Here is a 25,950-nt window from a genome sequence, read left to right on the forward strand (position 1 = left end):
TTTAGTTTCCTCCCCTTCCTTTGATTGGTCGAAAATGCAGGAAGACACCAGTCATGCCAATTACCAATAGACTTGCGGCTCCAATCAGAATGAATCTCATGGCTTTGGTTCCACCAGTAAATGGTAGTTCCGTTTGGCCCTTATCCGGGACATGAACGATGGCGATATGGTTATACGTTGGGACTGTGACTTTGATTGGATCCTTCAATAATTCAAATCCATCTGGCGCTTTGGTTTCAATAATGGTGTAATCTCCTGGTGGCAGACTGCTGAATTCTAACCAACCATCGCTGTCAGTTTTAACCGGATCACCAATCTTATCTGCTGGATCAGGGTTATCGCTGTCCCCTTTATATAATTGAAATTCCGCACCTTTTAAGGCATTAGTGCTACTTGCTTCAATCTCTGCATCGCTTAATTTTCCATCACCGTTCGTATCAATTACAGTACCTTCCTCATACTTGAAGAGCTTGATCTTTGATAGACGGGTCAGCCCAGCGTTGACATCAGTCACATGATGAACCTTATCCGTTCCCGTTAGTAATGTTGGTAAATCCTTCAATACTGGGTGATTGTATTCAGGTGTCTTGAAGGTATCTGGATCGGCTTTAGAGTTTAATTTTGGATCGCTGCCAACTAACTGTTTGGTCACAATAGCAATTTTTTTCGTAACAACTATATCACCCACCATAAACTCAGCGAGATACTCCCCTTCAGGAAGATCTGGAAATTGATATTTTCCCTTATCCTGTCCAGTCGTTTTAGTTTTGATCAATGAATTACCTGAACCATCAACAAATTTTTGACCAGTCAGGCTCTCCTTAACTAACTGTTTTTCATAACTACTATTTACTAGGCTTGTCCTATAAAGTTTCACTGGAATATCACCAACAGGATCCTCATTCGACTCGATTACCCCGTTATAGTTATCGTCATACCAGACATATCCTGTTAAATCTCGGCTCAATACTTGAGTTTGAACAATATTACTATTTACCGGAAGTTTAAGGTGACTGTTAAAGGTAGCTCGATTTCTATAGATATTTGCTGTTTTTTGTCCTTGTACTGAGATTGTGACTTCGAAAGCCAACTTATCTCCAATACTTAATTCTTCAGTTGAAACTAAGAATCCCTTAGCATTCTTAATTATTGCAGGTTCCGAATTTCCTGGAACATATAATCCCCAGCCGTAAACGTCATTGGGATCCGTTTTCTCAGACGCTGCATCCGTTGTATAGTTAATCGTTCCACTACCTTCAACAATTTTGATATTCTTGACAGTATATGAACCGTCAAAGTTTGAACCAAATGAATCGCCATTATAAGGTAGTACATCCAAAACATTCACTTTAGAAAGTTTGTCAGAACTGTAATTTTCCAACGTAATTTTATAAGTAATATCACTTGATGCTGCTAAATCAGCATCGTCCTTCTCTCCTACCTCAATCAAACTTTTATCTACTTCTTTAGTTAGAACTATTTGTTGGATCTGATAGAGTTGAACCTGGCCAGCTGAGCTTCTTTGTACCTCTCTGGATGTGTCCCTCTGACTAGAATCGCTTTGAACCCACATTTCACCTACTGTTTTTACTCTAACGTTTGCTAAAGACTGATTATTAAAAGTTAAATCCCGTAAAGAAGGCAATGTTTCAAAAATAATCTCAACTGTGTCCCCATTACTTGGATTAACATTGCTAAAATTCCAAATTAGAGTCGTCGTTCCATTATCATTCTCAACAACATCTGGTTCTTCTGGTAGGGGGTCTCCTCGACTATCTACTGACGAACCAACGCTATACTTAAGTCCCTTTGGTAAAGTGGTTGTTAATTTGACTCCGTAATCAACTTTTCCCTCAGTTAATAAATTACCCTCAACTTTCCATTTCACATTTTCATTTGTTTTATATGTTGGTTTATCTGGAGTTGTTGTAGTTTGTATCTTAAACGACTTGATGAAAATACTATCCCCATTTAAATCACTTTGCTGTTTCAACATATTTCCTTCAGAATCAAAAGTAGATGGAGTAAATCCTTTATAGGTATCCGAGTTTGGGTGTTTTCCTACCAAATTTTGGAAAGAGTCATACCAATAAGTATTAGATAGAGCAGCAGTTGAATTTCCATATTTGTCTTTGTCACCTGCTATACCAATAACTTTCACTGGTACTCCTTGCCAGATTGAGTAAGTTTCATTAAGCTTATTATTCACAAATTTTACGGCAGATATTTTCCCATGAGCAATGGCTTCTTCTGGTGAGGTGTACCAATCATATTGACCTTCCACTGCCGTTTTCTCACTTATAGTTAAGTTGGGATGGTTTCTTGAACTTTTTCCAACTCCATATCGTGTTTTATTTTTAATAAATAATCCAGACGCTGAACCTTGAGAATAAAGGCTTCTATCCATATCATATTCAAATGAATTGGCATTCCAACGAATAATCGTCTGAACTTGTTTAGCAATAGCTTGATTGACAATACTTGCACCACCAACAAATATCTTAGCTTCTCCTTGGCCGACTGTTGCATCACCATTAGTATTTGCCCAGGAATTTGTACTACTTAATCCCGAGTAATCTAATCCTCCAGGATCTCTGACAAAAGTTGCTACTTGTGTGTAGCTTCCTCTCGGTATCGTTATATCAGAAATAGTAACAACCGAATTATCTGAATAATCTTGATCTTCATACCTAATTTTTTTAATTTTAAGATCTGTACTTAAAATTCCGCCTTTAGTCTTATTTTGAAGATACTGCCGTGTCCACTGGACAACCATCATCGAACTTGAGAATATCTTTTCATTATTATTTGTCTTTGTACCGGATATTAAATTGTAGGTATATGGGTTATAAATTGGCGCATATTCAGAATTAGCAACTTTTATAGAAAGTCCATCATTTTTTACATCAACTTTTCCAGTATCGTAAACTCCGATTTTTTGCCTTTCTTCTACGCTCGGCTCTACTACGTGGATTTCTTCAGTCTTACCATTGGGAACAGGAATTCTTGGAAATTCATCCGTAAAATTGAAAGTGTTATCGAAAAGTAAATTTTGGGTCCATCCAGTTTTTTCAGATGTCGCAACAGTAGAAGCTAATGCCCAAACCGGTCTAGTGTGCGTTGTAAGACTCGCAGTTTCTGAAGTTGGAACAGAAATTGGGGTTCCACCTATCGTTTCTTGATAAACGGTATCTGATCCTATTTCTACTTCTATTTTTCCATTTGGGAAGGTTGCCCCTCTAAAATCTGAGGGATCTCTTCCAGAAATAGATTTCAACCCCAATGTCATCCCAATACCTACCGCATCCCATCTATCATTTCCTGTTGCTTTTGATGCAAAATCACTAATTAAAACTCTATTTCCTTTTATTAAAGTAGGTTTAACAGAAGATTTGGCAGATACTGTAATCTTATCCAAATTCAATTCAGGCATATCTGCTTTATCATATGTGAGATTCATTTCTTCGGTTTTGCCGGTTTTATCATTTTGAGCACTGATAATTGTGATTTTCATCGCAGGATTAATTATCGTATTATGTTGAGCTCCATAAACATTTACAATCATCGGAACCATAATCGCGTAATTTCCCACACCTTTAATAGTTGACTCACTAAATCCTATGGACTCCTTTGTATTATCTGAAGTATCAATCAATTTTCCATGTTCACTGTCAACAACTTCGGCATTAAACCGTTGTTTTCCAGATGAATCTAAAGAATACGCATTAGGCAGATTCATTTCGACCCGATATTTTATGTTTGAATAGGTAGTAGTTGGATCGTTTGCTTCCAATGAAAAGGCTACCGCATAACTTATAGAATCAAAGGATCGTACTCTATAATTGCTGGAACCTGAGTCGTATCCAGGATTATCATTTCCTTCATCAAATTCATCTGTTCCATCTTTTATGTTCATTTTTATTCCTGTTACCGAAATTGGTGATGAAGTATTTTTTTCTTCTTTTGTATTTGCTGTTTTTATTGGTAATTCAATTGCTTTAAAAGAATCTTTCTCTTCGTAATCTTTTTTTAATAACTGATCAATGACTAAGTCACGTTCTGTTTCTTCTTTCGTTTGCTTTATAGACTTTGATTTTTTTTTCGTTCTATTTTCTGCTTGTTTAGATGTTTCTTTTCCCTCACTACTAGTGGCTGTCGCCGGTTTTACATTGCTTGAAGATGAATTCTTTTCTATTGTCGTTTTATCTTTATCAAAACTGTTGCCAGTTTCTTTGCTTTCAGAAGAGTCCGCTATTTTTTCTAATACTTTGGAAGAATCTACATTCTCCTTTTTCTGATTAAAACTAAAAAGTATTTGTTGTTCTTTTGTCTTGGGTACTTCTAGTGCAACATTTGTAAGCTTTTTGTTCGTCTTATTAGAGATACTTAATTGAATTTTTTGTTCTTTTTCCAATAATAGACAATAAACATTCTTTCCTTTTTCCTCAACATAAAACAAATGACTCTCGATTCTCTCAGCTTCTTGTGATGAACTAGTCTTACTATTTGAAGTTGATATTTGTTCAGTTGTCTCTGTACTTTCAATATTCTCTTGAGCAGATTCGATTAAATTAGTATAATAAGTGAGTTTATCCTTCGAAACCTTTTTAGCAGGAATAAACTCATTCTTATCATTGATAAAGCTCACTCCATAGTTATCTGATTCCAAAAATCTCAATACTTGTCTTTTTTTAGAACTCATTTCTAGAAGAATGGCCGGCTCAGTGACTGAATAATTTTCATCGACTTTTTTTCCATTGACTTTTACATCAACCAAATGAGTGTTATGGTCATCTGCCTTCAATGGATTCCACTGGTAGACGGAAAATGTGGCTACCAGTAGAAAGAAGATTGGAAGAAGAACTGCGACTATTGCCTTTTCTTTGATTTTCTTGCGCACGGTCTGTCCTCCTTTCTGTCCCATTTTTTAAGCGTGACGACGTTTTTTATCAATTGCAATTGCTGCTGTACCGATAGTGATTGCTCCGATCGCAATGATCACAAGTAACATTGTTCCAGTCCCACCGGTAAATGGCAGATCGGTTTTCTTCTTATTGACAACTGTCAATTCAACCAACGCATCGTCTGCTGTTCCTAAAGTCACTTTTACTTCTTGTGGATCTTTGATCAATTCATAACCAGATGGTGATTTCGTTTCCACTACCCAATAGACTTTTTCGATCTTCTCTTTTTCCCAAGTTGCTTCCTCTGGGTTCTTAGGATCTTGTTTACCGTCACCATTTTCATCTGTAAACCAGTTCAATGCTAATCCGTTAAACTCAGCTTTTCCGTTTACAGAAGTTGCTGTCAAATAAGTCACTCCAGTTGGTAACCCAGGAGTACTTGTACCATCAGCATTTAATGTGTATGATTTACCATCTGAAGCTAAGTACTTCTTCGCATTCGCATCTGCTTCACTTGTAGCAATATGGAATTCTGCTCCATCTAATGCATTTGAGCCTTCATCCGTTTTTTCAATATCGAATCCGCCATTGTAGTATTCTGGTTCGTCACTTTCACCCGTCGTAGGTGTTCCACCAGGTAGCAAATAGTCAATAGTGTACTGGTTGGAAATTGTTCCATTAAAGTCTTTATTCGTCTTCACTTTATAAACAACTTGAAGATGGGTATCCTCATCAACACCTAATTTTTTCATTCCTGCTTTTGTCAAACTAACAACGACATCTTTTTTCGTACCTTCAGTCAAATCTTCCACTTTAGCTGGATTCGTAATGGTTGTCCCACCCAATGTAACTGTATATTCAGTACCATTGGTCAATTTCGTTTTTGTTCCATCTTTGGCGATCGCATATACTTCAGCGTCCTCTAACAAAAGATTCTCATTGATGCTATCGCTTACTTTAAAGTAAGAAGCATAAATCTCATCACCCGCCGCAAATTTCTTGTCAGATGTCACACCAGTGTCTGGGTCTACGTAGTTTGTTATCGTCATGTCCTGTGGGGCAATTGCATACAAGCCATCAGGCAGCTTTGTTGTGGCTTCCCACTGGAAAGAGTTTCCAGCCTTGATGGAATATCCTTTTCCACCTTCAATTGTTTTATCTAATTCTGTTTCTGTAACGATATTCTTCGGATACACATGAACGTCATAAATCAATTTTCCTGTGTCATCTCGTTTAGTTTGTGGTAGATGAACAAAGAATGGATCCATTGGTTTTGTAATCTTTTTCGTAGCGCCATTTTCATCTGTATACGTGTAATCCCCTGTTGTAGCATCTTTAATTTCACGGACTAAATAAATGCCGTCTGCAGCTTTCCCTGTACCAACATCAAACGTTAATTTCCCACCTGCATCCGTTTTTCCTTGAATCGCAGTGAATGAAGAATCTTCTTCCCAAGCTGTTCCCTCAACTTGTTCCAATGGGTTTGTTAAAGAAGCATTTCCGATTGGTTTTACCTTAATGATTTCAAAATTGACATCCTTCATTAATTTCTTGCCGCCTAAATCAGGGGCTTTACTTGGGTCAGAATTAATTCCATCCCCACGTTCGCCAAGTTCAGCACTACTATTGATTTCATACTTCCAAACAGTGATCGACCGTTTCGATGTATTGTCTGAAACTGCATTATCACTAATATTCTGTGCCACAGCATATGGAACGTTAATCACCCCGGCTCCCACTGATCCTGCCATAGTCAACACACCCAAAGTCATCGCTGTTTTACTAATCCATTTTCTTTTCGTTTTCATAATAAACTCCTTTGCTATTTTTTGTTTTCTACGCCCAAATTAGCTACAATAAATAATTGAAAAGAGGTTGCCGCCGTTTTTTCAATTATTCATTTTTTCCAATACACCCTTGAGGTCTTCCATCTCTCCTTTGTATTAGGAACTAATGTATGTCTGTCCTTCGATAAACATACCTCCTTTCAAAAAAGGCAAATCGTAATTTTTTTCGTTATAAACTTCGTGTTCGCAGTATAGAACGCTAAAATTTGTTTCTTCGTCTTCCGAAAAACTAGAAGCTTGTTCGAAAGGCTAACTACAATACTCTTTTCTGCGTAACTTGACGATGATTGACGGCGGACTACTTTTATTTGATTTATTTTAATTTTGAAATTGTAATCTAGTGATAAAAATGGCATTATAAATTTCGAACAGGATTAGTAAGCGCTTTCTTAAAGAAAGCAAAAAAAGCTTCCCTAAAGAACCTTTTCTAATTTTTTTTTAATTATTTTAACTTATCATTTTTTCCATTCTAGAGATTACTCGGACTCGCTGCTCCATCAGTGCATTCACATAAGTGTCCAGTGTCATTTGAGTAGAGGCATGACCTAAGAGTGCACTCACAGAAGAAACATCTCCTTTCGCTTCTAAACACCGAGTAGCAAATGTGTGACGCAATTGATGAAAATGAATGTTGGGGAGATTCGCTTTCTTTCTAATCTGATGAAAATGATAGGTAAGTAATCGCGGTTCACAAGGATGACCATTTGTTGAAAAAACAAAGGTATCTTTTGACTGCTTACGATGTTTCAACAATATTTTTTTTAGTGTTCTCCCTATAGGAATCACTCTTATAGAAGAATCGGTTTTTGATTCTGCAAAAATTAATCGAGTCTTATCGTATATGCTCAAAGCTCCGATACGCTGATAGGTATGGTTGATATAGATAAGTCCCGCTTCAAAATCAATATCTTCCCATTTCAGCGCAGCAATTTCGCCGATTCTCATTCCTGAATGTAACGCTAATAATACAGGCACCCCTCGATCCTTCTTTTCTTTTTCAGCAATTTCCATAAGCCTCGATTGCTCAAAACGGGTTAACGGACTGACTCTTTTCCTTTTGACCTTCGGTAATTGAATGTCAGAAAAAGGATTTGCTACAATCTTTCCATATTTTTTTGCGTGATTTAGACATTTATTGATGATTCGAAAAATGACTTGGATTGTCGAATTAGTCAATTTTTTTTGTAGCTCTTTTAGGAGCATTTTTCCTTGATCTCCTGATAACTCATTTAATGGAATATCCTTAATTGTAGGAAACACATATTTCGTTAATTTGTAGAAGTAACTTGAAAAAGTTGAAGGTTTCACTTCTCCTTGTATCTCTTCTAACCATTGAGTAGTCCACTCTTCGAAAGATTCACTTGAGTTACCACAGGTTTGGCGAAGCGTACTATAATGAACCCGAAGTGGAAAAATTCTTTGTTTTACTTCTGTATAACTTTTTCCATAAACATAGCCATATCTGATTTTCCCATCAGCTTTTCTTCCCTTTGGATACCTACCTTCCCATCGTCCATCTTTGCGTAGATAAATATTTTCTCCTTTGCGCATTTCTTATATCCTCCTTTTTTTGACGGCGTAATAGACGGCCTATTTTTTGTTTTTATTGGTGATTCATGCCTAATATAATTGGAAGAAAGCAATTGCTTACTAGAAGAACATTACCTTTTCTCAATAACAATAATTATTTTAGTGAATTGTATTGCCTAATAATAATCAATAATATATAATTGTTTTGTGACCAAGTTTCTATATAGCTAACAAATAAGTTAATTTTTTTCAAACACTTTGAAAATCTTTCTAGTTTTTCGGAAGACTAAGAAAATATTTACTGAATCAATACGTGTATATCTAATCCAGTCTCCTCACACTTCAACGAACATCCCTACATTACAAACCTTAATATTTTAACATAAAAATGTTATATAAAATAAAGCCAATCATATTTTAATAACTAACGAACAAAATAATGTGATTTATTTATTTCAAAAAACTAATCTAAACAACTAAAATTACACACAAAATCTTATTTTCATGATTTGCGTTGTCTAGAATCTTCACATAAGATATTTGCCTTGTATCATGTTTCAATGTACATTTTCCTTTCAAATTGAAACAACACTAAAAGGAATAAAAGCACCGNNCGGTGCTTTTATTCCTTTTCCAATTTTAAACTATTCTAATCTTCCCAAACTTCCTGCGCTGTTTCAAAAACCAATGATAATTTCGCCCATTGGTCCTCTTCAGTCACTTTATTGCCTTCGTGAGTAGAAGAAAATCCGCATTGTGGACTAAGGCATAGCTGTTCTAGCGGAACATATTGGGTTGCTTCTTTGATTCGCGCCTTTATGCTTTCCTTGTCCTCTAATTCTGGTGTCTTTGTAGTAATCAAACCTAATACGATTCGCTGATCTATGATATTCTTCAACGGTTCAAAGCTGCCAGAACGTTCATCGTCAAATTCCAAGAAGAAGCCGTTAAATTGCGTGATGGATAATAGCCGTTCCGCAATTTTATCGTAGGACCCATTGTAAAGCCAATGAGATTGAAAGTTTCCTTTGCAGAAATGGAAGGTTATCGATAAATCAGCTGGTTTATCAGCTAGAACGGCTTCAGTTATATCACCGAACTCTTGAATTAACTCATCTGGATCATAACCATTTTTTGCGATCATCCCACGGAATCGTTCATCAAATAACCCGCCCCAGCTTGTATCATCCAATTGTAAGTAGCGACAGCCAGCATCATAAAAGGCTTGGATAGCGGCTTGATAGGTAGTAATCAAATCTTGAATAAAGTCCTTTTTATCTGGGTAAACAGGATTTTCATGGTATTGCTTTGACAAAATGAAGGAGTCCAAATAAATCATGTTAGGTCCTGGTATGGTCTGCTTTGCTAACGTTTCCCCGGCGTGCTTCTTAGTAAATTTAAAATGATCCAAAAATGGATGCGCTGGATCAAATGAAAGCGGACCGCTGACAAATGTTCCCTGTGCTTCGGTAGTGAGTCCAAAGGCTGTTGTTTCGAAATCATAAACAGTAATTCCTTTGAGTCCCGCAATAAAATCTAAATGCCACCAGCGGCGACGAAACTCACCATCAGTCACTGCCTGCAACCCGATTTCTTTTTGCTTCTGAATCACTTTGATGATTTCTTCGTCCTCAACCTGAGTCAACGCTTCTCGAGTGATCGTGCCTTGCTTGAATGCTTCACGGGCCGCTTTTAATCTCTCTGGTCTTAACAAACTGCCTACTTGATCAAAACGAAATGGAATACTGCTCATAACATTCTCTCCTCTTTTCTTTCAAAATAATAAATGCCCTCAGATAGCTAACTAGCTATCTAAGGGCATAATTGATATACGGTACCACCTTGATATATGCAGTCTTCTCACGAATCACTGCCTCGATAAGTCCCCTGAAATAGGGGCTTCTGTCGTTTAACGGAACATCCCGTACCTTCCTAATCAGTCAGAAGATCCACTCAAAAGCCATTTTCAAAATAAATAGGTTCCGTCTCTTTTCAGCTGCCGAGACTCTCTGCTGGAATTCATTATCTCTACTTTCTTTCTCATAGTGTTTTAATATTAATCTAAGTTAAGAATAGCGGGCAGTCCGATATTTGTCAAACTCTATTTCGTTAATATCGCGGAAATTTCGCTGTACCTACTATACCGAAGTTCATTATTATCGGAAATTTCTTCCTTCTATTTATTGTGTTAGGATTAATTTATACGATTCCCAATGTCAGGAGGGTTACTGTGAAAAAAATATTGATCATTGATGATGAAGACGATTTATTGGAGACATTCAAAGACTACTTTCAATTAATGAATTACCTAGTCTATACCGCAAGTAACGGCCATGAAGGCTTAAAGCAGCTACGACACCAGCCTGATATCATCATTCTGGATGTGAGTATGCCGGAAATGGATGGCTTTGAATTATGCGAGAGGATTCGGGAGCAGATCACATGCCCAATCGTTTTTCTTTCTGCCAAAGAGGATGAAGAAAGTCGGCTCTATGGATTGATGATCGGCGGCGACGATTATTTGATCAAACCTGTTAGCTTGAAGGAACTGGGGTTACGGATCGAAGCCCACCTTAGAAGAGAAAATCGAAGGAACACTTCTCGCAAAATTGCTTATTTTGGTGAGTTGATCATTGATTATGATCAAAAAAATTTGCACATTCGCAATCAAGCGATTTATCTAACTAAAGTTGAGTTTGCAATTGTTGAATTGCTCTCTAAACACCCTGGTCGAGCTTTTTCGAAAGAAGAAATCTATCAGCAGCTTTGGGACTGGGATAAAGCAGGAGAGGTTTCGATTATTATGGAGCATGTCCGGCGGATTCGGAAAAAAATCAACTCCTGTTCTGATGTTGAGTATATCCAAACTGTTTGGGGGGTGGGCTATAAATGGATTGGCTAGATGGCGTCATCAATCGGCTGTTTGCCAGAAGAAGCAGCCTAGATCAAAGCTTGCTCCTTTATCTTTTTATCGGTGTATTGGCAGTGGCTTTTACTACATTAATTACTGTTTCCATTTGTGTCAGCTGGGAGCGGCTGATTATCATGCCTGATTTTAAAGAATCCAGCTATTGGGAATATCTCACTTGGACACCGCCAGTAAAATCATCACGAACGATTCAAATGCTAGAGCTAATCCGTCAGTATTCGATTTTTCTCTATGTTTTTTTGGGTATCTATATCGCGACAAAACTATTTTACCGCAAGCGTATTTTACAACCTATCAGAATTCTAGAGAAAAGTATCGAACAGATTGAACAGGGGAATTATCACCAGCCAGTCTATTACAATACCTATGACGAATTTGAGAAAACCTCATTAGGTTTGGATCATCTGCGATTAACTTTGCAGACGAATCAAAAGGAGCTCAACAAGCTTTATCATGATCAGAAAAAAGTCAATGCGGCTTTTTCACACGATCTGCGTACACCTTTAGCGACGATCCAGAATAATTTGGAACTGTTGGAGGCTTATTTTGAGCAGGATTGCTTGAGTCAAGAAGCTTTTGAGAAATCTGCTAGAAAAATCAAGGATAGCATCACACGTTTAAACTCTTTTTCGAAAACAATGCACCAATTGCAAAAATTAGAAGATCGTCCACTCCAGAAAACCTTACAGCCATTGAGCAGGATCGAAGAGCATATGCTGGATCTCGGTAGACTTCGCTCGGAAAAAGAGCTGATACTGACAAAAGAATATCCAAGGATCACCACTAAGTACGACGGTCATTTGATTAACGAAGTGGTAGAAAATCTACTGAATAACGCCTATCGTTTCGCTGAAAGGACCATTTCGATTACGATCACCCTGCAAGAGCAATTATTAATTATCTACGTCAAAGATGATGGTCCCGGCTTTTCGAAAAAGGAACTGCTGACAGCTACAGAGCCTTACTATTCTCAAAATAAGAGTAGTCACTTTGGTTTAGGTTTAACCATCGCTGAAGCGTTGGCGCAAAAGCATGGCGGCAATTTAAAAATCGCCAATAGTCTCGAAGGCGGCGCGATTGTCTCAGCTGTTTTTTCCCTAAAAGATTAATTTATCTCAATTGTAGAGAATTTGTAGAGATTTGATGATTATCCTGTAAGTGAACAGAGTATTAGGAGGGATCAATGATGAAAATCGAAATTAATCATCTAAATCAATACTACGGAAAAAAACAAGTTCTCTATGACATCAATCTTTCAATCTCCACCGGCATGTTCGGTTTGCTAGGCCGCAATGGTGCTGGAAAAACGACCTTGTTAAAAACATTGGTGACCTTGCTTCCAACCATCGAAGGCGATATTCAAATGAATGGGATCAATATCCATCAACAGAAAAAAATTCGTTCGATTATCGGTTTTTTACCGCAGGATTTCTCAATGTACGGCAACATGACTGCTTATCAAGCGTTGGATTATCTAGCTGTGCTCTCTGAACTAGACAAGCGAACTCGACGAACGCGTATCCAGGCATTGCTGGAGCAAGTCAATCTGACGATCCATAAAAATGTCAAAGTCAAAGCCATGTCTGGCGGGATGAAACGACGTTTAGGGATCGCACAAGCCCTGCTGAATGACCCGGAAATTTTGGTTGTTGATGAACCAACCGCGGGGTTGGATCCGGAGGAACGGTTGAGATTTCGGAATTTATTGGCTGAGGTCAGTGAGAATAAAATCGTGTTGCTTTCGACTCATATCGCCGGTGATATCGAGGCCGCGGCAGAAAATATCGCGATTTTGGAACAGGGAAGAATCCTGTTCGCTGATTCGATCGAACAATTATTATTGAATGCCCAAGGAAAAATTTTTAGTGTACAAATACCGCGAACTGAAATGAGTGCTGCAAAGAAACAGGTTCAAATCATCAGTTTGCAACAGGAAGGCAGTACTTCTCACCTGCGTTTTATCGGCAATTCACAAGCATCGCTCATGCAGCATCCGCTCGTAATCGAAGAACGCCCTACACTTGAAGATGCCTATCTCTATCTGCTCTCAGTGAAGGGAGGCGATTAGCTTGTTGCTAAAAAAAGAATTGGGTTTGACGTTCAAAAGTCTAACCTATTGGCTGGTCATCCTCTTCATTGGTGCTTTTCTTTTTATGCAGCTGGGATCTGACTTTGTCTCGCTAAAGCAGCCCGAACCTGGTCGAAATGATTATGGTTTCACTCGAACAACGAATAAAGAGATTATCCAGCGCCAAACACTCCATACTCTGCTGCAACAGTATAATAACAAACGATACAATACCTACCCTTTTGGGTTTCTAAAGGTCGTCAAGCCCTCAAAATCTGATCAAGCAGCGATTCGCGACATTTTAGAACGAGCGACTGGTCAATCGATCGATGAGTTGAATCAAGTTCAGTCAAGGGACAAAATAACTGAGGAAGGACAACAAATCAATCAAACAGCCATGAATGAAGGAGTGCCGATAGCCAAGAATTATTCGTTTCAATCCTTTCAAAAGGATATGGCTAAAATCGAAAAGCGGATCGGTAAAGGCTCTGATTTTGCTGAAGATACCTACCTCCATCAAACAATTAAAGAAATGAACTACGAAGAAGCAAAAGCACGCTTCCAATCGATCTTAACCGAGGATCGTGTCTCAGGAGCCTTCGCCCGTATGTCCTGTGATTATTTGGTCATTATTCTAGGTTTAGTCCCGGTGTTCATCGCAGCAACAGTCGTTCTTCGTGATAAGCGCGCTCAGAGTCAATTAGTCATCTCCACTAAAAGAATCTCTACCTTCAAGCTATACGGAACCCGATTTTTGGCAACGATTCTACTATTGCTGTTGCCTATCATTTTATTTAGCTTGATGCCTGCTGTGCAATCCGTCTATGTTGCTCAAAAGTATCAGCATACAGGTGATCTGCTGCTTTTCTATCAGTACATTCTCGGTTGGACATTACCAACGATCGTTGCGGTGGTAGGAATCAGCTTCCTGATCACAACACTGTTTAATGGTTTAGTGAGTGTCATCTTTCAAGTTGGCTTTTGGCTCTTATCGCTTATGGTTAACGGTCGGCAAGTCGTCGGCAGCGTTGGTCTAAACCTGATGCCTCGTTTCAACAATGTCGGTTCACGAGAGATATTTGAACACATCTTTTCCGAACTAGTAATCAACCGGATCTTTTGGTTTGCACTAGGCTTGATTTGTTTCTTCATCAGCTGTGTGATCTTTGATTTGAAACGGAAAGGCAAGGTGCTTTATGGGAATCTTCGTTAAAATCTCGACCGTTTTCTGGCGATTTCATTTTTATCCAGCAGTGATTGCTGCTGTTTGTCTCACGCTGCTGTTTCCCTTCTTCTTTGGGATCGAAAATGCTTCGTTTATACAGAGCGCGGAAATCTACGAACGGTTTTTCCCATTGATCAGTGTGCTTTTGTTTCTGCCGCTGTATCTGCCAGATAGTAATGAGGAAGCAACGGCGCTAATCAGAACTAAGCGATTTAGTTATGTAAAGATCTTAGTTCTGCGCTTGATTCAGATTCTTTGTTCTTTGTTTTTGATGACCTGCGGTTGTCTACTAATTTTTGACAAAAGCAATGCGGTGGTCGAGTTCAACCACTTTTTGTTAAGCGGAATGGCTGATGCATTGTTCATGGGTGGTCTCTATGCGATCGGCTTTGCTTTTACGGCACAGCCTGTCATCGGTTTGATCTTACCATTAGGCTATTATGTCGCTTGCCTTTTTACGGGAGACAAATATTTGAAAATCTTTTATCTCTTCTCATTGATAAAAAATGACATGGCTTCAAAATACGTATTACTTACTAGTGGAATATTGCTGATCCTTTTCAGCATTTTATTAATGGAAAGGAGAAAATAGAAAATACGCGACAGATTGTTAGTCTGCCGCGATATTTTTCTAAACGTTTTCTTCTAGTTTATTTGAAATCAAGACAAAGGGCATATAAATAAATACTCCCACAGCGATGATCACCAGTTGTAAAATGGCCGCTCTAATATCTCCTGCTGTTGCAAGATAACCAGATAGAACGGGTGGTGTGACCCACGGAATCAAAATATAAGTCGGATTAACCAAATGTAAGCTGGTCGCGATATAAGCTAACGTTGTTGAAACCATCGGTACGATACAGAATGGAATCGCATAAATCGGATTGAAAACGATCGGTAAACCAAACATGATCGGCTCGCTAATATTGAATAGGTTCGAAACGCCGCCTAGTTTTGCGATCAGCCGTTGATCCTGTCTCTTAGAAAAAACCAGTAAGGCAATCACTAGACAAATCATCGTTCCGCCACCTCCCATGTAAACATAAGCATCAAGGAATGGCTGGGTCACGATATTTGGTGCAGCTGAGCCAGCATTGATTGCTTCAACATTTTGTTGCAAAGAAGTCAAAAGAATCGGACCTGAGATTGCACCGAATACAAAGGCACCATGGATACCAAAGATAAAGACAAAAGTTGACAAGAATACATACAATAAAATCCCTGGTAATGTCTGGAATCCACCAACTAATGGAGCTTGCAAGATATTGATAATAATTTCTGGAATCGTTAATCCTGTCGCTGTCCGCAACCCTACTTCCACGATTGCAAACATACTAATAGTCAAAAATGTTGGAATCAAGCTATTGAATGATTTCGCAATCGCCGGCGGAACACTGTCCGGCATTTTTATTTTCAAACGCGGATTATTCGTTAATTTTACCACCATCGGTACACTGATCAGCGCCGCGATGATCCCAAGTAGCATCGCAGAAGCGCTTGTATATGTTTGAGTCAACGCTCCAGCTACTTCTAGCTCGCCTCCACCAGTACCTGTAATGTTGATGACATTTGGTACTAACACCACATAGGAAGCCAGTGCTACGATCCCTTCAAGAGCACCATCTGCATCGTATGACCGCGCCAAACGTAAACCAATCAAGAAGGTTGCCATCAAACCAAGAATTCCCAATGTCCCATTATATGCCTGTACACAAATCTCAGAAATAATCGCGCGACCTGGAATCCCTCGCAAGAGACCTGTTTCTTCTGTCAGTAAAACATTGTTCACTAATAGAAAGAACGCTGCGGTGATCGTGATTGGGATGGTACTGGCAAACGCATCACGGATTGCCGCGATAAAGCGATTGCTTGAAATCCTGTTCGCATAATAAGCGACTTTTTCTCCTAAAGCTTCCTTATTGAACGTGCCATCTTTCATCATTGTTTTTAATCTCCTTTTTCATATTTTATTAATTCAGCCACTAATGATAGCCATTTCCCTGCGATACCAACCCAAACTTCTTTATATGTCGCATTGTTGAATTGCGGCCAATACGGCTGATCTTCATTACCAAAAGTCTGCATCCCGACTGGCATTTCCCCAATGATCTCACCGGAGGAAACCGAGTATTGCTGCGGATAATTGTAGCCTTCGCCGTAGATCATTGATTGTCCGAATGGATTTTTCCCTACCATCCATTGCAGTTGCTGATGCCCTTTATCCAGCAACTTTTGACGATCAAGTAAACGTCCCATCACTGCCGCGCTCTTGCCCATTGAAAGCAAGATACCGTTGTTGCCGCGGAAAGAGAACCAGACTGGGAATCGTTTGATGTATAGCCCTTCACCGATCTGAATACCTTGCTTCAACTGTTCTTGATAGCTGGTTTCTGCTTCCTCATCGACTAATAAGTGCTGCTTATAGAAGCTCTCTTTATCCTGCCATTCATCTTCTTTGTAGATCCCGCTGGCATACATAGGGTACGGATCTGTGAATTGACCGAGATAATCTAAATAATCGCCGTAATCATTGGCTCTTTCCTGCCAGTTTGCTACTTGCTCTTGGTTCGTTGAAGCCGCGAAAACTTCTTCAAAGGCTAAAGCATAAAGATGCTCACGGGCTTGGTGATTGAAATGCTGGAAAACATTATGAGTCTCGTCGCGATAAAACATCCCCTTAAGCACTGTGCCATCAGTTAGCTGCAAGCCTTCCTGTTCTTGACATTCAAGCAACGACTCGAACCATTCTGTCATTTGTTCCTGATAGTTATCTTCTATTGTAAGTTGATACATCAATGCCGCTGTCCAAGCCATCGTCGCTAAAAATAGGCTTTTCGAGGTGTTGTAGGTATGTTCCCAGAAAATCGGTTCATGCTTGAATCCGGTCATTTCAAATCCAGCCAACGCATACTGATAATCTTCTTTTACTACTTGAAGCAGCTGCGGTCTCATAGCGTAATCTTTAGGTAAAGACTTGATGATTTTCGCTAAAAGTCCAGTGATCAGGAAATTGTCATAGGGACTGTTATGAATCCGCGGAACCGCATCATCCATCGTACCGATTCGATTATCGGTCCAGCGTGTGATCCCAGCGCTAGTGACCCGATCGCCGCCATCTAAACGTGTCTTTAAGATAAAATCAATGCCCCACTCGCCTTCTTCGATCAAGCGCAGGTAAAGCTCCGGCTGATCCTTGACCGTTTCCGCTGCTTCGAATAAGCTGCTCGTCACTTCTGCTGTCTGAACTAATTGCTGAGAAAGGTCGCCAGCATCATGCCAGCCGCCATTGAAGCTGACCAGAGAACCTTTGTATTCCACTGTCAAATCCTCGTGACAGGTTCCATGAATGCCATGAACGGGACAACCACATCGCTCGCAGAAAATGAAGTTCAAGGATTTCCAAAGTGAATGAGCTTTTAAGTTTGATACGGTGCCAATCTGAAATTCCGGTGTTTTGGTGTCATTGATTTGCAGATAATAAGTGCCGGGTTCCTTCACTTCCGAAAAGTCCAATAATCCAAAAGTCCCTGTTTCAGCCTTAGTTTCTTGAATCTCGCTTTGAAATACGATCTGATCCTCAGTTTTCAGCTCAAAGGTGGTCGCTGAGAAATCTTCACGATTGATGATCGCCGTCTTGGAATACTCTGGATGATAGCCGATATGCGAGAAGACGATTTGATTTTTTGGCGCCTGCCAGCCTTTTGCGGAGGTAAACTGTTCATTTTTCTCCAAATATAAATCGCTGACGGTATAACTAAGCTGTCCTGTTAAGTTCATATACGAACCATTTGCTCCTGAAAAAATTCGGATGCCTGTTACTACGTCTCTTGGCAGATTACTGATATCTAAGACATAAGTCCGTTTTGCCTGTCCTTCAAGATTGATGACATGAGTTCCTTCTCGGTTGTAGATATCAGGAATCTTGATCTCGCCGTCATTTTCCAGCGTGATCGTAAGATTCGGATTGACCACGTTGATACAATCGGCTGAGATATCCAGCTTGATTTGGGTGAAGGCTGACCAGTCTTCTCTTGGGATTGACAGATAAGCACCCACATCACCGAAGTTCACATAATCACCATCTTCTGGTGCGCCTTCTTCCCAAGAATCATAGCGAGTTGGACTTAACAAAGTGACCGTTGCATCCGTTTTATGGATTTCACCGCGTCCCCGCTGCTGCCAGCTTTGAAAGCTTTTAGTCAAAGGTCGGCGTTCTGTGATGTTTTCTCTTTCCAGCTGCTGCTTTTCAAATGAACGGCTATTGTCTAACGGCAACGGTCGATGGATATAGCCTGTCGCTTTGAGGTCCTGTTTAAAATCACGCATAGGTTTTCACTCCTTTCTCCATAATAAAAGCCAATGTCGCGGCTCCTTTTAACGCAACCTCATTGGGATCAAGTGTCGTTACCCGGAATCCTTTTGTTACAAAACGGACTGTTTTCGCATTTAGAAACGTTACCAAATGATTCAAAAACCATCCGTCATTCATTACACCGCCGCCGAAGACGACTGCTTCGGGGTCGCTGACTCGAATCAAGTTCATCGTTAGAGCGGCTGCCGCATGCAATGCTTGGTCTAAAACCTTCTTAGCAAGTCCATCGTTGGCTTCATAAGCGGCAATCAGCTCTTGGAAGGTCACACGTTTCTCACCTTCGATCGTGATGATCGAATCTGGATATTCCGGCGCGAATTTCAGCACCTGATTGTGCATTCCCAGTCCTGAAGCATAAAGCTCGGCGCATCCGGCTCTGCCACAGGTACAAATGTCCTCACTCATCATGTCCACCACCATATGTCCAACTTCGCCGGCGTTATGATTTCCGCCTTTGATCAGGTGATTATCCGCGACTACTCGAGCGGCGATACCTGTTCCTATATTGATATAAACAAAATTTCCTGTTTCCTGACCGACGCCGAGAATGCTTTCGGCTAAAGCCGCTCCGGATACATCATTGGTGATCCAGCAGGGTAATTGAAAGGCTTGGGTAAGTTCATCCGCTAAAAAGATCGGATCTGAAAGCCCCGGATGAATCTCCATCCAGCGCCCTTGCTCTGTATCGACTCTGCCGACTACACAGACACCGATACCGATCAGCTCCCCTTGAATGGTATGCTGCTGCAAATAATTTCTAATAGCTGTTTTGATTTTTTCTGTCGCACTGCGTTGATCGACGACTGTTGAAGGGTATTTTTCACTCTTAAGGATTTCTCCAGCAGGAGTGACTTCCCCAACAAGAATCTTGGTTCCGCCTAAATCAACGGCTAAAACTGTTTGTGTCATTCTGCACCTCACATCTTGGTAACGTTACCAAATAAGTATGAATTGTTTCCGTTTTCAAAATCATCATAACCTGCGTTCATTAACCCTGTCAATAGTTTTTTTTCATTTAGAAACGTTACCAAAAATATCTTGCTTTTTTTTCATTCCTCCCCTAAACTAATTTCTAGGAGGCGCTCTCTCATGAAAAAAAATATCACAATCAAAGAAATAGCTAAAGAAAGCGGTGTGTCTGTCTCGACAGTTTCCCGCGTTTTAAATGATCATCCTTCTGTTTCACCTGCTAAACGAGCAAAGGTTCAAGCAGTGATCGACAAGGAAGGCTTTCAGCCAAGCATGCTGGCTCGCGGCATGATTTCAAATAAAACGAAAACGCTTGCCGTCGTCGTTTCAGATATCACCAACCCGTACTTTACTTCGTTGGTTTCTGAGATCGAGCTGGCCAGCTTTGAGCAAAATTATTCACTTTTACTTTTTAATACTATGACTGCTGGTCGCCAGAAAAGAGCCGATAGCAGCTTCGCGGAACGTGACACCTTTAATACGATTTTTGAAAAGAAGGTCGATGGCGTTCTGATTCTCGGTGGCGAGATCGACCGGGACGAACCAAATCCTGATTACCTTCATACATTGGAACAGCTGAACAGCCAAGTGCCGGTCCTGATCATTGGACAAAAGCAGGAAAACTGCAGCTGCGCTTTTATTGAGCGGGATCTAGAGAAAGGAATCTTTCTTTCAGTCCAACATTTATTGGCGTTAGGACATCGGAAGATCGGTTTTATCGGTGGGGAACCAAGTGTCAAAATCACGACTCAGCGGGTGGAAGCTTTTAAGAAAGTGATCTCACTATATAGTACCTTCGATCCTGACTTGATCCTATTAAGTGATTTCTATACCGAAGATGGGTATCAAAATATGGAGACCCTGATCAAGCAAGGAACATTGCCTGATGCAGTGTTAGCGATCAATGATCGTGTGGCTCTAGGTGCCTTTCGTGCATTAGCGGATCACGGATTGTCCTGTCCAAAAGACATCGCAATCGCCAGCTGTGACGCATTTCCTGATGGAGATTATCAAATTCCGCGAATCACCACCATCAATCAGCATAACCAGTTTCTTGGAAAACAAGCCGTGAAGCGGCTATTAAAAATGATCAATGAAGAACCGTTGGACACTTTAGAAGCACATTCGCCTGAATTAATTATTCGCGAATCCTGCGGTATTGGGAGGATGAGAGATTAATGGAAAAACATTTGATTTTTATGGATATCGACGGCACCTTAGTTGCTCGGGATCAAAAGATTTCCGAACGAACAAAGTCAGTTGTCAAGGAGCTGCAGCAAGATGGTCATCAGTTTTACGTAGCGACGGGGAGAAAATATTCTTCCGCCTTCGAAATGGCGCGAAAGCTGTCCGATGATACGCAGGTCATCGCTTCAAACGGCAGTGTCTATACAGTCAATGAAATGCTCCACAAAAAGCGTTTGTCTGATGAAGCTTTGCGGTTCGTTTATCAAACGACCACAGACTATCAGCTGCCGATGTTTTTCTTTGGTGAGCACACGATTTTCTATACCCAGCAGCTTCCTAGCTACCTGCAGAAAAATGATCAATCGCGAATCGGAAATGATGAAGAAGATTTTTGTTCGATTGATTCAATGGAGACCTTGATGGAGGTCAGTCAGCGCATCGTCAACGGCATCATTATTGCGGATGATCAAGAGGACAAGCTGAAAGAAGTTCGGGAAATTTTGGCCAAGAGTGGGTTACTATCTGTCTCCTCCTCTCACCCAAACAATATCGAGTTGATCCCGTTAGGCGTGAATAAAGCAACGGCGATCCATGCCGTGCGTAAGGAGTTAACGGTTCCGCAAAAAAACATCATCAGCTTCGGTGATGGAATGAATGATTTAGAGATGCTGCAAGCTTCTGGTATCGGTGTCGCGATGGGCAATGCCGTAGATGAGCTGAAGCAGCACGCGCAATATGTTACGAACACGAACGTAGAAGATGGCATCGCCAATTTTCTGCTGGACTATTTCAAATAAAAAGGTGGTAAAACCATGTCGAAACCAACTATGCTGTCCTATATCTTAGAAGAACAAGAAAAATTGACCGCGGCAATCAATACATATCCCGCAAATATCGACGCCGCAATCAAAGGGCTGAACCTAGATGCTGCGAACTGGCTTGTCTTAGGCACAGGCTCTAGTATCAACGCGGCGAAAAGCGCCAAATACTATATTGAAAAAATGGCTGAGGTAAAATTAGCGATTGAAGAACCATACAATTTTACCCATTATGAAAAAATCGATCCCCAGCTTCAAGTTGTTTTAGGTATCTCCCAAAGCGGTCAAAGTACCTCAACGATCGAAGCGATGGACAAAATCACCAATCATCACGCGGTACATACAATGGCGGTGACTAGTATTTCTGATAGTGAGATCACGAAAGTCACCACTTCAACATTAGACGTATTGTCAGGCCGTGAACGTGTCGGCTATGTGACCTTAGGCTTCTCTGCGACCGTTTTAGCATTGATGCTGCTGGGTCTGCGGATTGGTGTAAAAAAAGGCCTAATCACCGAAGAACAAGAGACAGCTGAATTGAAAGATTTCTTAGAATTGACTAGCCGTTTCAATCATGCGATCGAAGCTACAACGAGCTTTTTTGAAACTCATCGCAAGGATTTCCAAGCTGCACCACGCTTCACGTCGATTGCTTATGGACCAGCTGTTGGAACCGCGAAAGAAATGGAGACTAAATTTTCCGAGACGATTCGCGTTCCTTCATTAGGTGTCGAGCTGGAAGCCTTCATGCACGGTCCTTACCTAGAGATCAATCCTGAGCATCGCTTATTTTTCATTGAGACACCTGCGAAGCCTGAGATCATCGAAAAGGCTGGACTGCTGAAAGCTTATGAACAAAGACATACTGAACATGTCTTTACCATTTCGCTGCGAGAAAACGAAGCCGAAGATGCAAACACGCTAGCTTTAGGAGAATGCACAGATGAATTCAAAGCACCTTATCTGGCAGTCATTCCCTTCCAAGTCTTCTGCTGGTATATCTCCAGAGAAAAAGGCATCGATATTACGAATCGGATTTTTACCGACTTCTCACAAGCAGTCAAAAGTAAAACCGTCGTCCAGGACTACGTTTAAATCGCCCCTACTTGATTGGCAAGTCCCTAACTTCCAGTCAATTAGAAATAATCGAAACCGCTCAATCCTTTCAGAATTGAGCGGTTTGTTTTCGTATTCCACTTCTCGTCTTTAACGTGATTAGTAAATTCATATGCGTGACGAAAATCATATGCAATTTTTTCAGTTTTAGAAAATAAATTCGTTCACGTCGTTGTAGTTATCAGCTCTATCTTAACGTTTCTTGATGCTTAACCTGATTTTTATTCAACGAATCAAAACTCTCACCGCCATTTGTAAACAATGTTAGGACTACTTCTGCTTTGCCTGCGGCCCGAACTTTTTCAAAATCAGCGGTAACCAGCAATGTGGTTTCATCGACCGATTGACCTTCTTTTACGTGAACTTCAAAAGGTTCACCGTTCAGCTCAACTGTATCTAGTCCGATATGGATCAACACTTCACTGCCTGAGTTTCCTGTTAATCCAATCGCATGCTTCGTTTGAAAAATCGTTGTCACTGTCCCTTGGATGGGCGCATAAATCTCTGCTGAGGTCGGCTGTATGCCAAAGCCTTCACCCATCATTTTTTGTGCGAAGACCGGATCAGTAACATCCGGCAACGCTACAAAATGACCATCAACCGGTGCAAACACCGCTTCAGTCTTTTTCTTTTTTAATCTCTCAAACATCCCTTATTCCTCCAATCAATCTTCAAGCTTAGTCGTCGCGTCCCAGTAACTGATTGATTTCTTGACTATACAGATCCGCCTTGCCGCCAAAAACTGCTTGAATACCGCCCTGAACTTCAAAAACTGCTGTTGCACCAAGTCGCTTGAAGACTGCCTTTTGAACCTGATCTCCTTGTTTTACAGCTACCCTCAGTCGTGTCGCACAAGCCGTGACCGTTTCGATATTTGTATCTCCGCCCAATGCCTCAATGATTTGCCACGCTTCCTCTTGTAAGCTTTTAGAACCAGAATCATCCACTTCGACAGCCAACTCTTCATCATTCTCCATTCCTGGAATAGCGACACGGAATTTCTTGATGCAGAAGCTGAATACAAAGAAATAAATGAACGCCCAAGCTATTCCAAATGGAATCACTTTTATCCAATTGGTTTTATCATTTCCCTGTAAAACACCGAATAATAAGTAATCGATCAGCCCGCCAGAAAAAGAATTCCCGATTCTAATATTCAATATATCTGCAAAATAGAAAGATAAACCATCTAGAAACGCGTGAATCACATACAACCAAGGAGCAACAAATAAGAACATGTACTCAATCGGTTCAGTGATCCCAGTTAAGAAAGAAGTCAAAGCACTGCTAAAATACAATCCGCCATTTTTCTTGCGGTTCTCTTTTGGAATCGCACGATACATTGCGTAACAAGCCGCTGGCAGACCGAACATCATCGTTGCAAAACGCCCCGCAAAAAAACGAGTCCCATAAGTAAACAATCCTGTGTGACTAGAATCCGCTAATTGAGCGAAGAAAATATTTTGTGCTCCAGAGATTGAACTTCCCGCAACCGTTTCCACTCCACCTAAAGAAGTGTACCAAAACATTGGATAAATGGTATGATGCAAACCTACTGCACCAGTCAACCGAAGTAAGAAACCATAAAAGAAGGTTCCAATGCTGCCCATTTGTGCCACCTGCTGGCCTACAACAACCAGCCCGTTTTGGATCGGTGGCCAAATCAGATAGAATACGCAGCCAATCGCAATCGCGCTAAAAGAAGAAACGATCGGAATAAAACGTGACCCGCCAAAGAACCCTAGAAATTGCGGCAGCTCGATTTTTCGATAGCGGTTATGCAAGAAAGCGACGGTTCCACCAATAACGATCGAGCCTACGACACCGGTATCAATGCTGGCATCTTTAGCAGAAAATAATTCCAATAACCCGCTAATCGTTGCAGTATAAACTAAAAATGCCACTCCACCAGCTAATCCCGCAGTTCCTTTGTCGCCTTTAGCTAACCCAACGGCGATCCCGATCGCAAAAATCAAAGCCAAATTTGCAAATACCGCATTCCCAGCAAAACTCATGACACTGAGAATTGTCTGCAGCCACGGCTGATCCAAAAATGGGTAAGCCGCTACTGCACTTTCATTTGTCAGCGCCCCGCCTAATCCCAACAGCAATCCGGCCGCTGGTAAAATAGCGATCGGCAGCATAAATGCCCGCCCTAACTGTGAAAACTTTTTAAACATAATGATTTATCCTCCTTATTTACTATTAAGTACTCCTGCCACACACCATTTAGTTGTCTCTGCTAAAAACCATCATCCTTATTCTGTCAGCGCTTGAATAAAACGGGCTGCAATCTCCTTCGGTCGTGTGATCGCACCACCAACAACCACCCCGGCTGCTCCTAGATCTTGTATATTTCTCGCCTCCTCTGGTGTATGAATCTGTCCTTCAGCAATAACCGATACTCCTTCAGCAACCAATGCTTTTACTAGCTCTTCAGTTGTTGGCGCTGCAGCGTCTGTGTAGCCTCTCAAAGTGGTCCCAATAAAATCCATCCCCGCATGCCAAGCGTTGACTCCCTCTTCAAAGGTTGCAATGTCCGCCATTAATAGTTGCTCAGGATATTTCTCTTTGACTTGCTTGATAAATTGATCGATCGCTTGATTATCTGGCCGCTGACGCAAAGTACAATCAAAAGCGATAACGTCCACCCCAGTAGCTACTAATGCGTCAACCTCCTTCATGGTCGGTGTTATGAACACTTCAGAACCAGCATAGTTTTGCTTGATGATGCCGATGACTGGCAGATCCACTTTTTCCTTAATTTGTAGGATGTCTCTGACTGTGTTGGCACGAATCCCAACTGCCCCGGCCTCTTTTGCAGCTAATGCCATTAATGGCATGATCCCTCCTTCCGATGTGTATAGTGGTTCTCCCGGCAATGCTTGACAAGAAACAATCAATCCGCCCTTTACAGCACTCAAAAATTCTTTTTTCTTCACGCTCCATTTTCACTCCGTTTTTAAAATATTTTGGATTATTAC

General features: G+C 40.7%; 18 protein-coding genes and 1 other annotated feature. Of the genes, 8 read left to right on the top strand and 10 right to left on the bottom strand.

Features of this window, described 5'->3' with window-relative positions:
• Position 1 precedes the first annotated feature (1 nt).
• The 4 genes from JZO85_RS23460 to JZO85_RS18495 all read right to left on the bottom strand — a co-directional run bounded on the left by JZO85_RS23460 (position 2) and on the right by JZO85_RS18495 (position 10,034).
• On the bottom strand, positions 2–4,900 hold the full coding sequence (locus tag JZO85_RS23460; protein ID WP_207109986.1) for a SpaA isopeptide-forming pilin-related protein: 4,899 nt from the start codon (positions 4,898–4,900) through the stop codon (positions 2–4).
• 27 nt (positions 4,901–4,927) lie between these two features.
• On the bottom strand, positions 4,928–6,712 hold the full coding sequence (locus tag JZO85_RS18485; protein ID WP_207109987.1) for a SpaH/EbpB family LPXTG-anchored major pilin: 1,785 nt from the start codon (positions 6,710–6,712) through the stop codon (positions 4,928–4,930).
• A gap of 486 nt (positions 6,713–7,198) precedes the next feature.
• Complete coding sequence (locus tag JZO85_RS18490; protein WP_207109988.1) at positions 7,199–8,302, bottom strand: tyrosine-type recombinase/integrase; 1,104 nt, start codon at positions 8,300–8,302, stop codon at positions 7,199–7,201.
• Between the two features lie 628 nt (positions 8,303–8,930).
• Complete coding sequence (locus JZO85_RS18495; protein ID WP_207109989.1) at positions 8,931–10,034, bottom strand: 5-methyltetrahydropteroyltriglutamate--homocysteine S-methyltransferase; 1,104 nt, start codon at positions 10,032–10,034, stop codon at positions 8,931–8,933.
• Between the two features lie 58 nt (positions 10,035–10,092).
• Positions 10,093–10,334, bottom strand: a binding site (T-box leader).
• Between the two features lie 177 nt (positions 10,335–10,511).
• Here JZO85_RS18495 and JZO85_RS18500 point away from each other — a divergent pair.
• From JZO85_RS18500 to JZO85_RS18520, 5 genes are all read left to right on the top strand, one after another.
• Positions 10,512–11,183 (top strand): response regulator, encoded by a 672-nt coding sequence (locus JZO85_RS18500; protein ID WP_207109990.1) that lies wholly within the window; start codon positions 10,512–10,514, stop codon positions 11,181–11,183.
• Complete coding sequence (locus JZO85_RS18505) at positions 11,171–12,319, top strand: HAMP domain-containing sensor histidine kinase (protein WP_207109991.1); 1,149 nt, start codon at positions 11,171–11,173, stop codon at positions 12,317–12,319. Before JZO85_RS18500 ends, JZO85_RS18505 begins: the two co-directional genes overlap by 13 nt.
• A gap of 74 nt (positions 12,320–12,393) precedes the next feature.
• Entirely contained in the window at positions 12,394–13,278 is an 885-nt protein-coding gene (locus JZO85_RS18510) for an ATP-binding cassette domain-containing protein (protein ID WP_242550433.1), read from the top strand.
• 1 nt (position 13,279) lies between these two features.
• Positions 13,280–14,491: an ABC transporter permease gene (locus tag JZO85_RS18515; RefSeq protein WP_207109992.1), complete on the top strand. Its 1,212-nt coding sequence runs from the start codon at positions 13,280–13,282 to the stop codon at positions 14,489–14,491.
• Complete coding sequence (locus tag JZO85_RS18520; RefSeq protein ID WP_207109993.1) at positions 14,475–15,095, top strand: hypothetical protein; 621 nt, start codon at positions 14,475–14,477, stop codon at positions 15,093–15,095. Before JZO85_RS18515 ends, JZO85_RS18520 begins: the two co-directional genes overlap by 17 nt.
• A gap of 39 nt (positions 15,096–15,134) precedes the next feature.
• On the opposite strand, the gene JZO85_RS18525 is transcribed toward JZO85_RS18520, so the two are convergent.
• Genes JZO85_RS18525 through JZO85_RS18535 form a run of 3 tightly spaced genes read right to left on the bottom strand, consistent with a single transcriptional unit; the run spans position 15,135 to position 19,784 of the window.
• A complete protein-coding gene (locus JZO85_RS18525; RefSeq protein WP_207109994.1) occupies positions 15,135–16,445 on the bottom strand; it encodes a PTS sugar transporter subunit IIC in 1,311 nt (436 codons plus the stop codon).
• 5 nt (positions 16,446–16,450) lie between these two features.
• Positions 16,451–18,829 carry a glycoside hydrolase family 9 protein gene (locus JZO85_RS18530; protein WP_207109995.1) on the bottom strand — a complete coding sequence of 793 codons (2,379 nt, stop codon included), beginning with the start codon at positions 18,827–18,829 and terminating at the stop codon, positions 16,451–16,453.
• Positions 18,822–19,784, bottom strand: coding sequence for an ROK family protein (locus JZO85_RS18535; RefSeq protein ID WP_207109996.1), 963 nt, complete (start codon positions 19,782–19,784; stop codon positions 18,822–18,824). The genes JZO85_RS18530 and JZO85_RS18535 overlap by 8 nt, the downstream gene beginning before the upstream one ends.
• A 180-nt stretch (positions 19,785–19,964) precedes the next feature.
• Between JZO85_RS18535 and JZO85_RS18540 the strand changes: the two genes are divergently transcribed.
• From JZO85_RS18540 to JZO85_RS18550, 3 genes are read left to right on the top strand one after another with little or no spacing between them, the layout of a single operon-like run.
• Positions 19,965–21,023: a LacI family DNA-binding transcriptional regulator gene (locus JZO85_RS18540; protein ID WP_207109997.1), complete on the top strand. Its 1,059-nt coding sequence runs from the start codon at positions 19,965–19,967 to the stop codon at positions 21,021–21,023.
• Positions 21,023–21,829: a Cof-type HAD-IIB family hydrolase gene (locus tag JZO85_RS18545; RefSeq protein ID WP_207109998.1), complete on the top strand. Its 807-nt coding sequence runs from the start codon at positions 21,023–21,025 to the stop codon at positions 21,827–21,829. Before JZO85_RS18540 ends, JZO85_RS18545 begins: the two co-directional genes overlap by 1 nt.
• A gap of 15 nt (positions 21,830–21,844) precedes the next feature.
• Positions 21,845–22,945 carry an SIS domain-containing protein gene (locus tag JZO85_RS18550; RefSeq protein WP_207109999.1) on the top strand — a complete coding sequence of 367 codons (1,101 nt, stop codon included), beginning with the start codon at positions 21,845–21,847 and terminating at the stop codon, positions 22,943–22,945.
• Positions 22,946–23,153: 208 nt separating this feature from the next.
• On the opposite strand, the gene JZO85_RS18555 is transcribed toward JZO85_RS18550, so the two are convergent.
• From JZO85_RS18555 to JZO85_RS18565, 3 genes are all read right to left on the bottom strand, one after another.
• A complete protein-coding gene (locus JZO85_RS18555; RefSeq protein ID WP_207110000.1) occupies positions 23,154–23,615 on the bottom strand; it encodes a PTS sugar transporter subunit IIA in 462 nt (153 codons plus the stop codon).
• A 28-nt stretch (positions 23,616–23,643) separates the two neighbouring features.
• Entirely contained in the window at positions 23,644–25,146 is a 1,503-nt protein-coding gene (locus tag JZO85_RS18560; protein WP_207110001.1) for a PTS transporter subunit EIIC, read from the bottom strand.
• Positions 25,147–25,224: 78 nt separating this feature from the next.
• A complete protein-coding gene (locus JZO85_RS18565) occupies positions 25,225–25,908 on the bottom strand; it encodes a putative N-acetylmannosamine-6-phosphate 2-epimerase (protein WP_207110002.1) in 684 nt (227 codons plus the stop codon).
• Positions 25,909–25,950: the final 42 nt, after the last annotated feature.

Source organism: Candidatus Enterococcus murrayae (assembly GCF_017315985.1).
In the GTDB taxonomy this organism is placed as follows: Bacteria; Bacillota; Bacilli; order Lactobacillales; family Enterococcaceae; genus Enterococcus_A; species Enterococcus_A murrayae.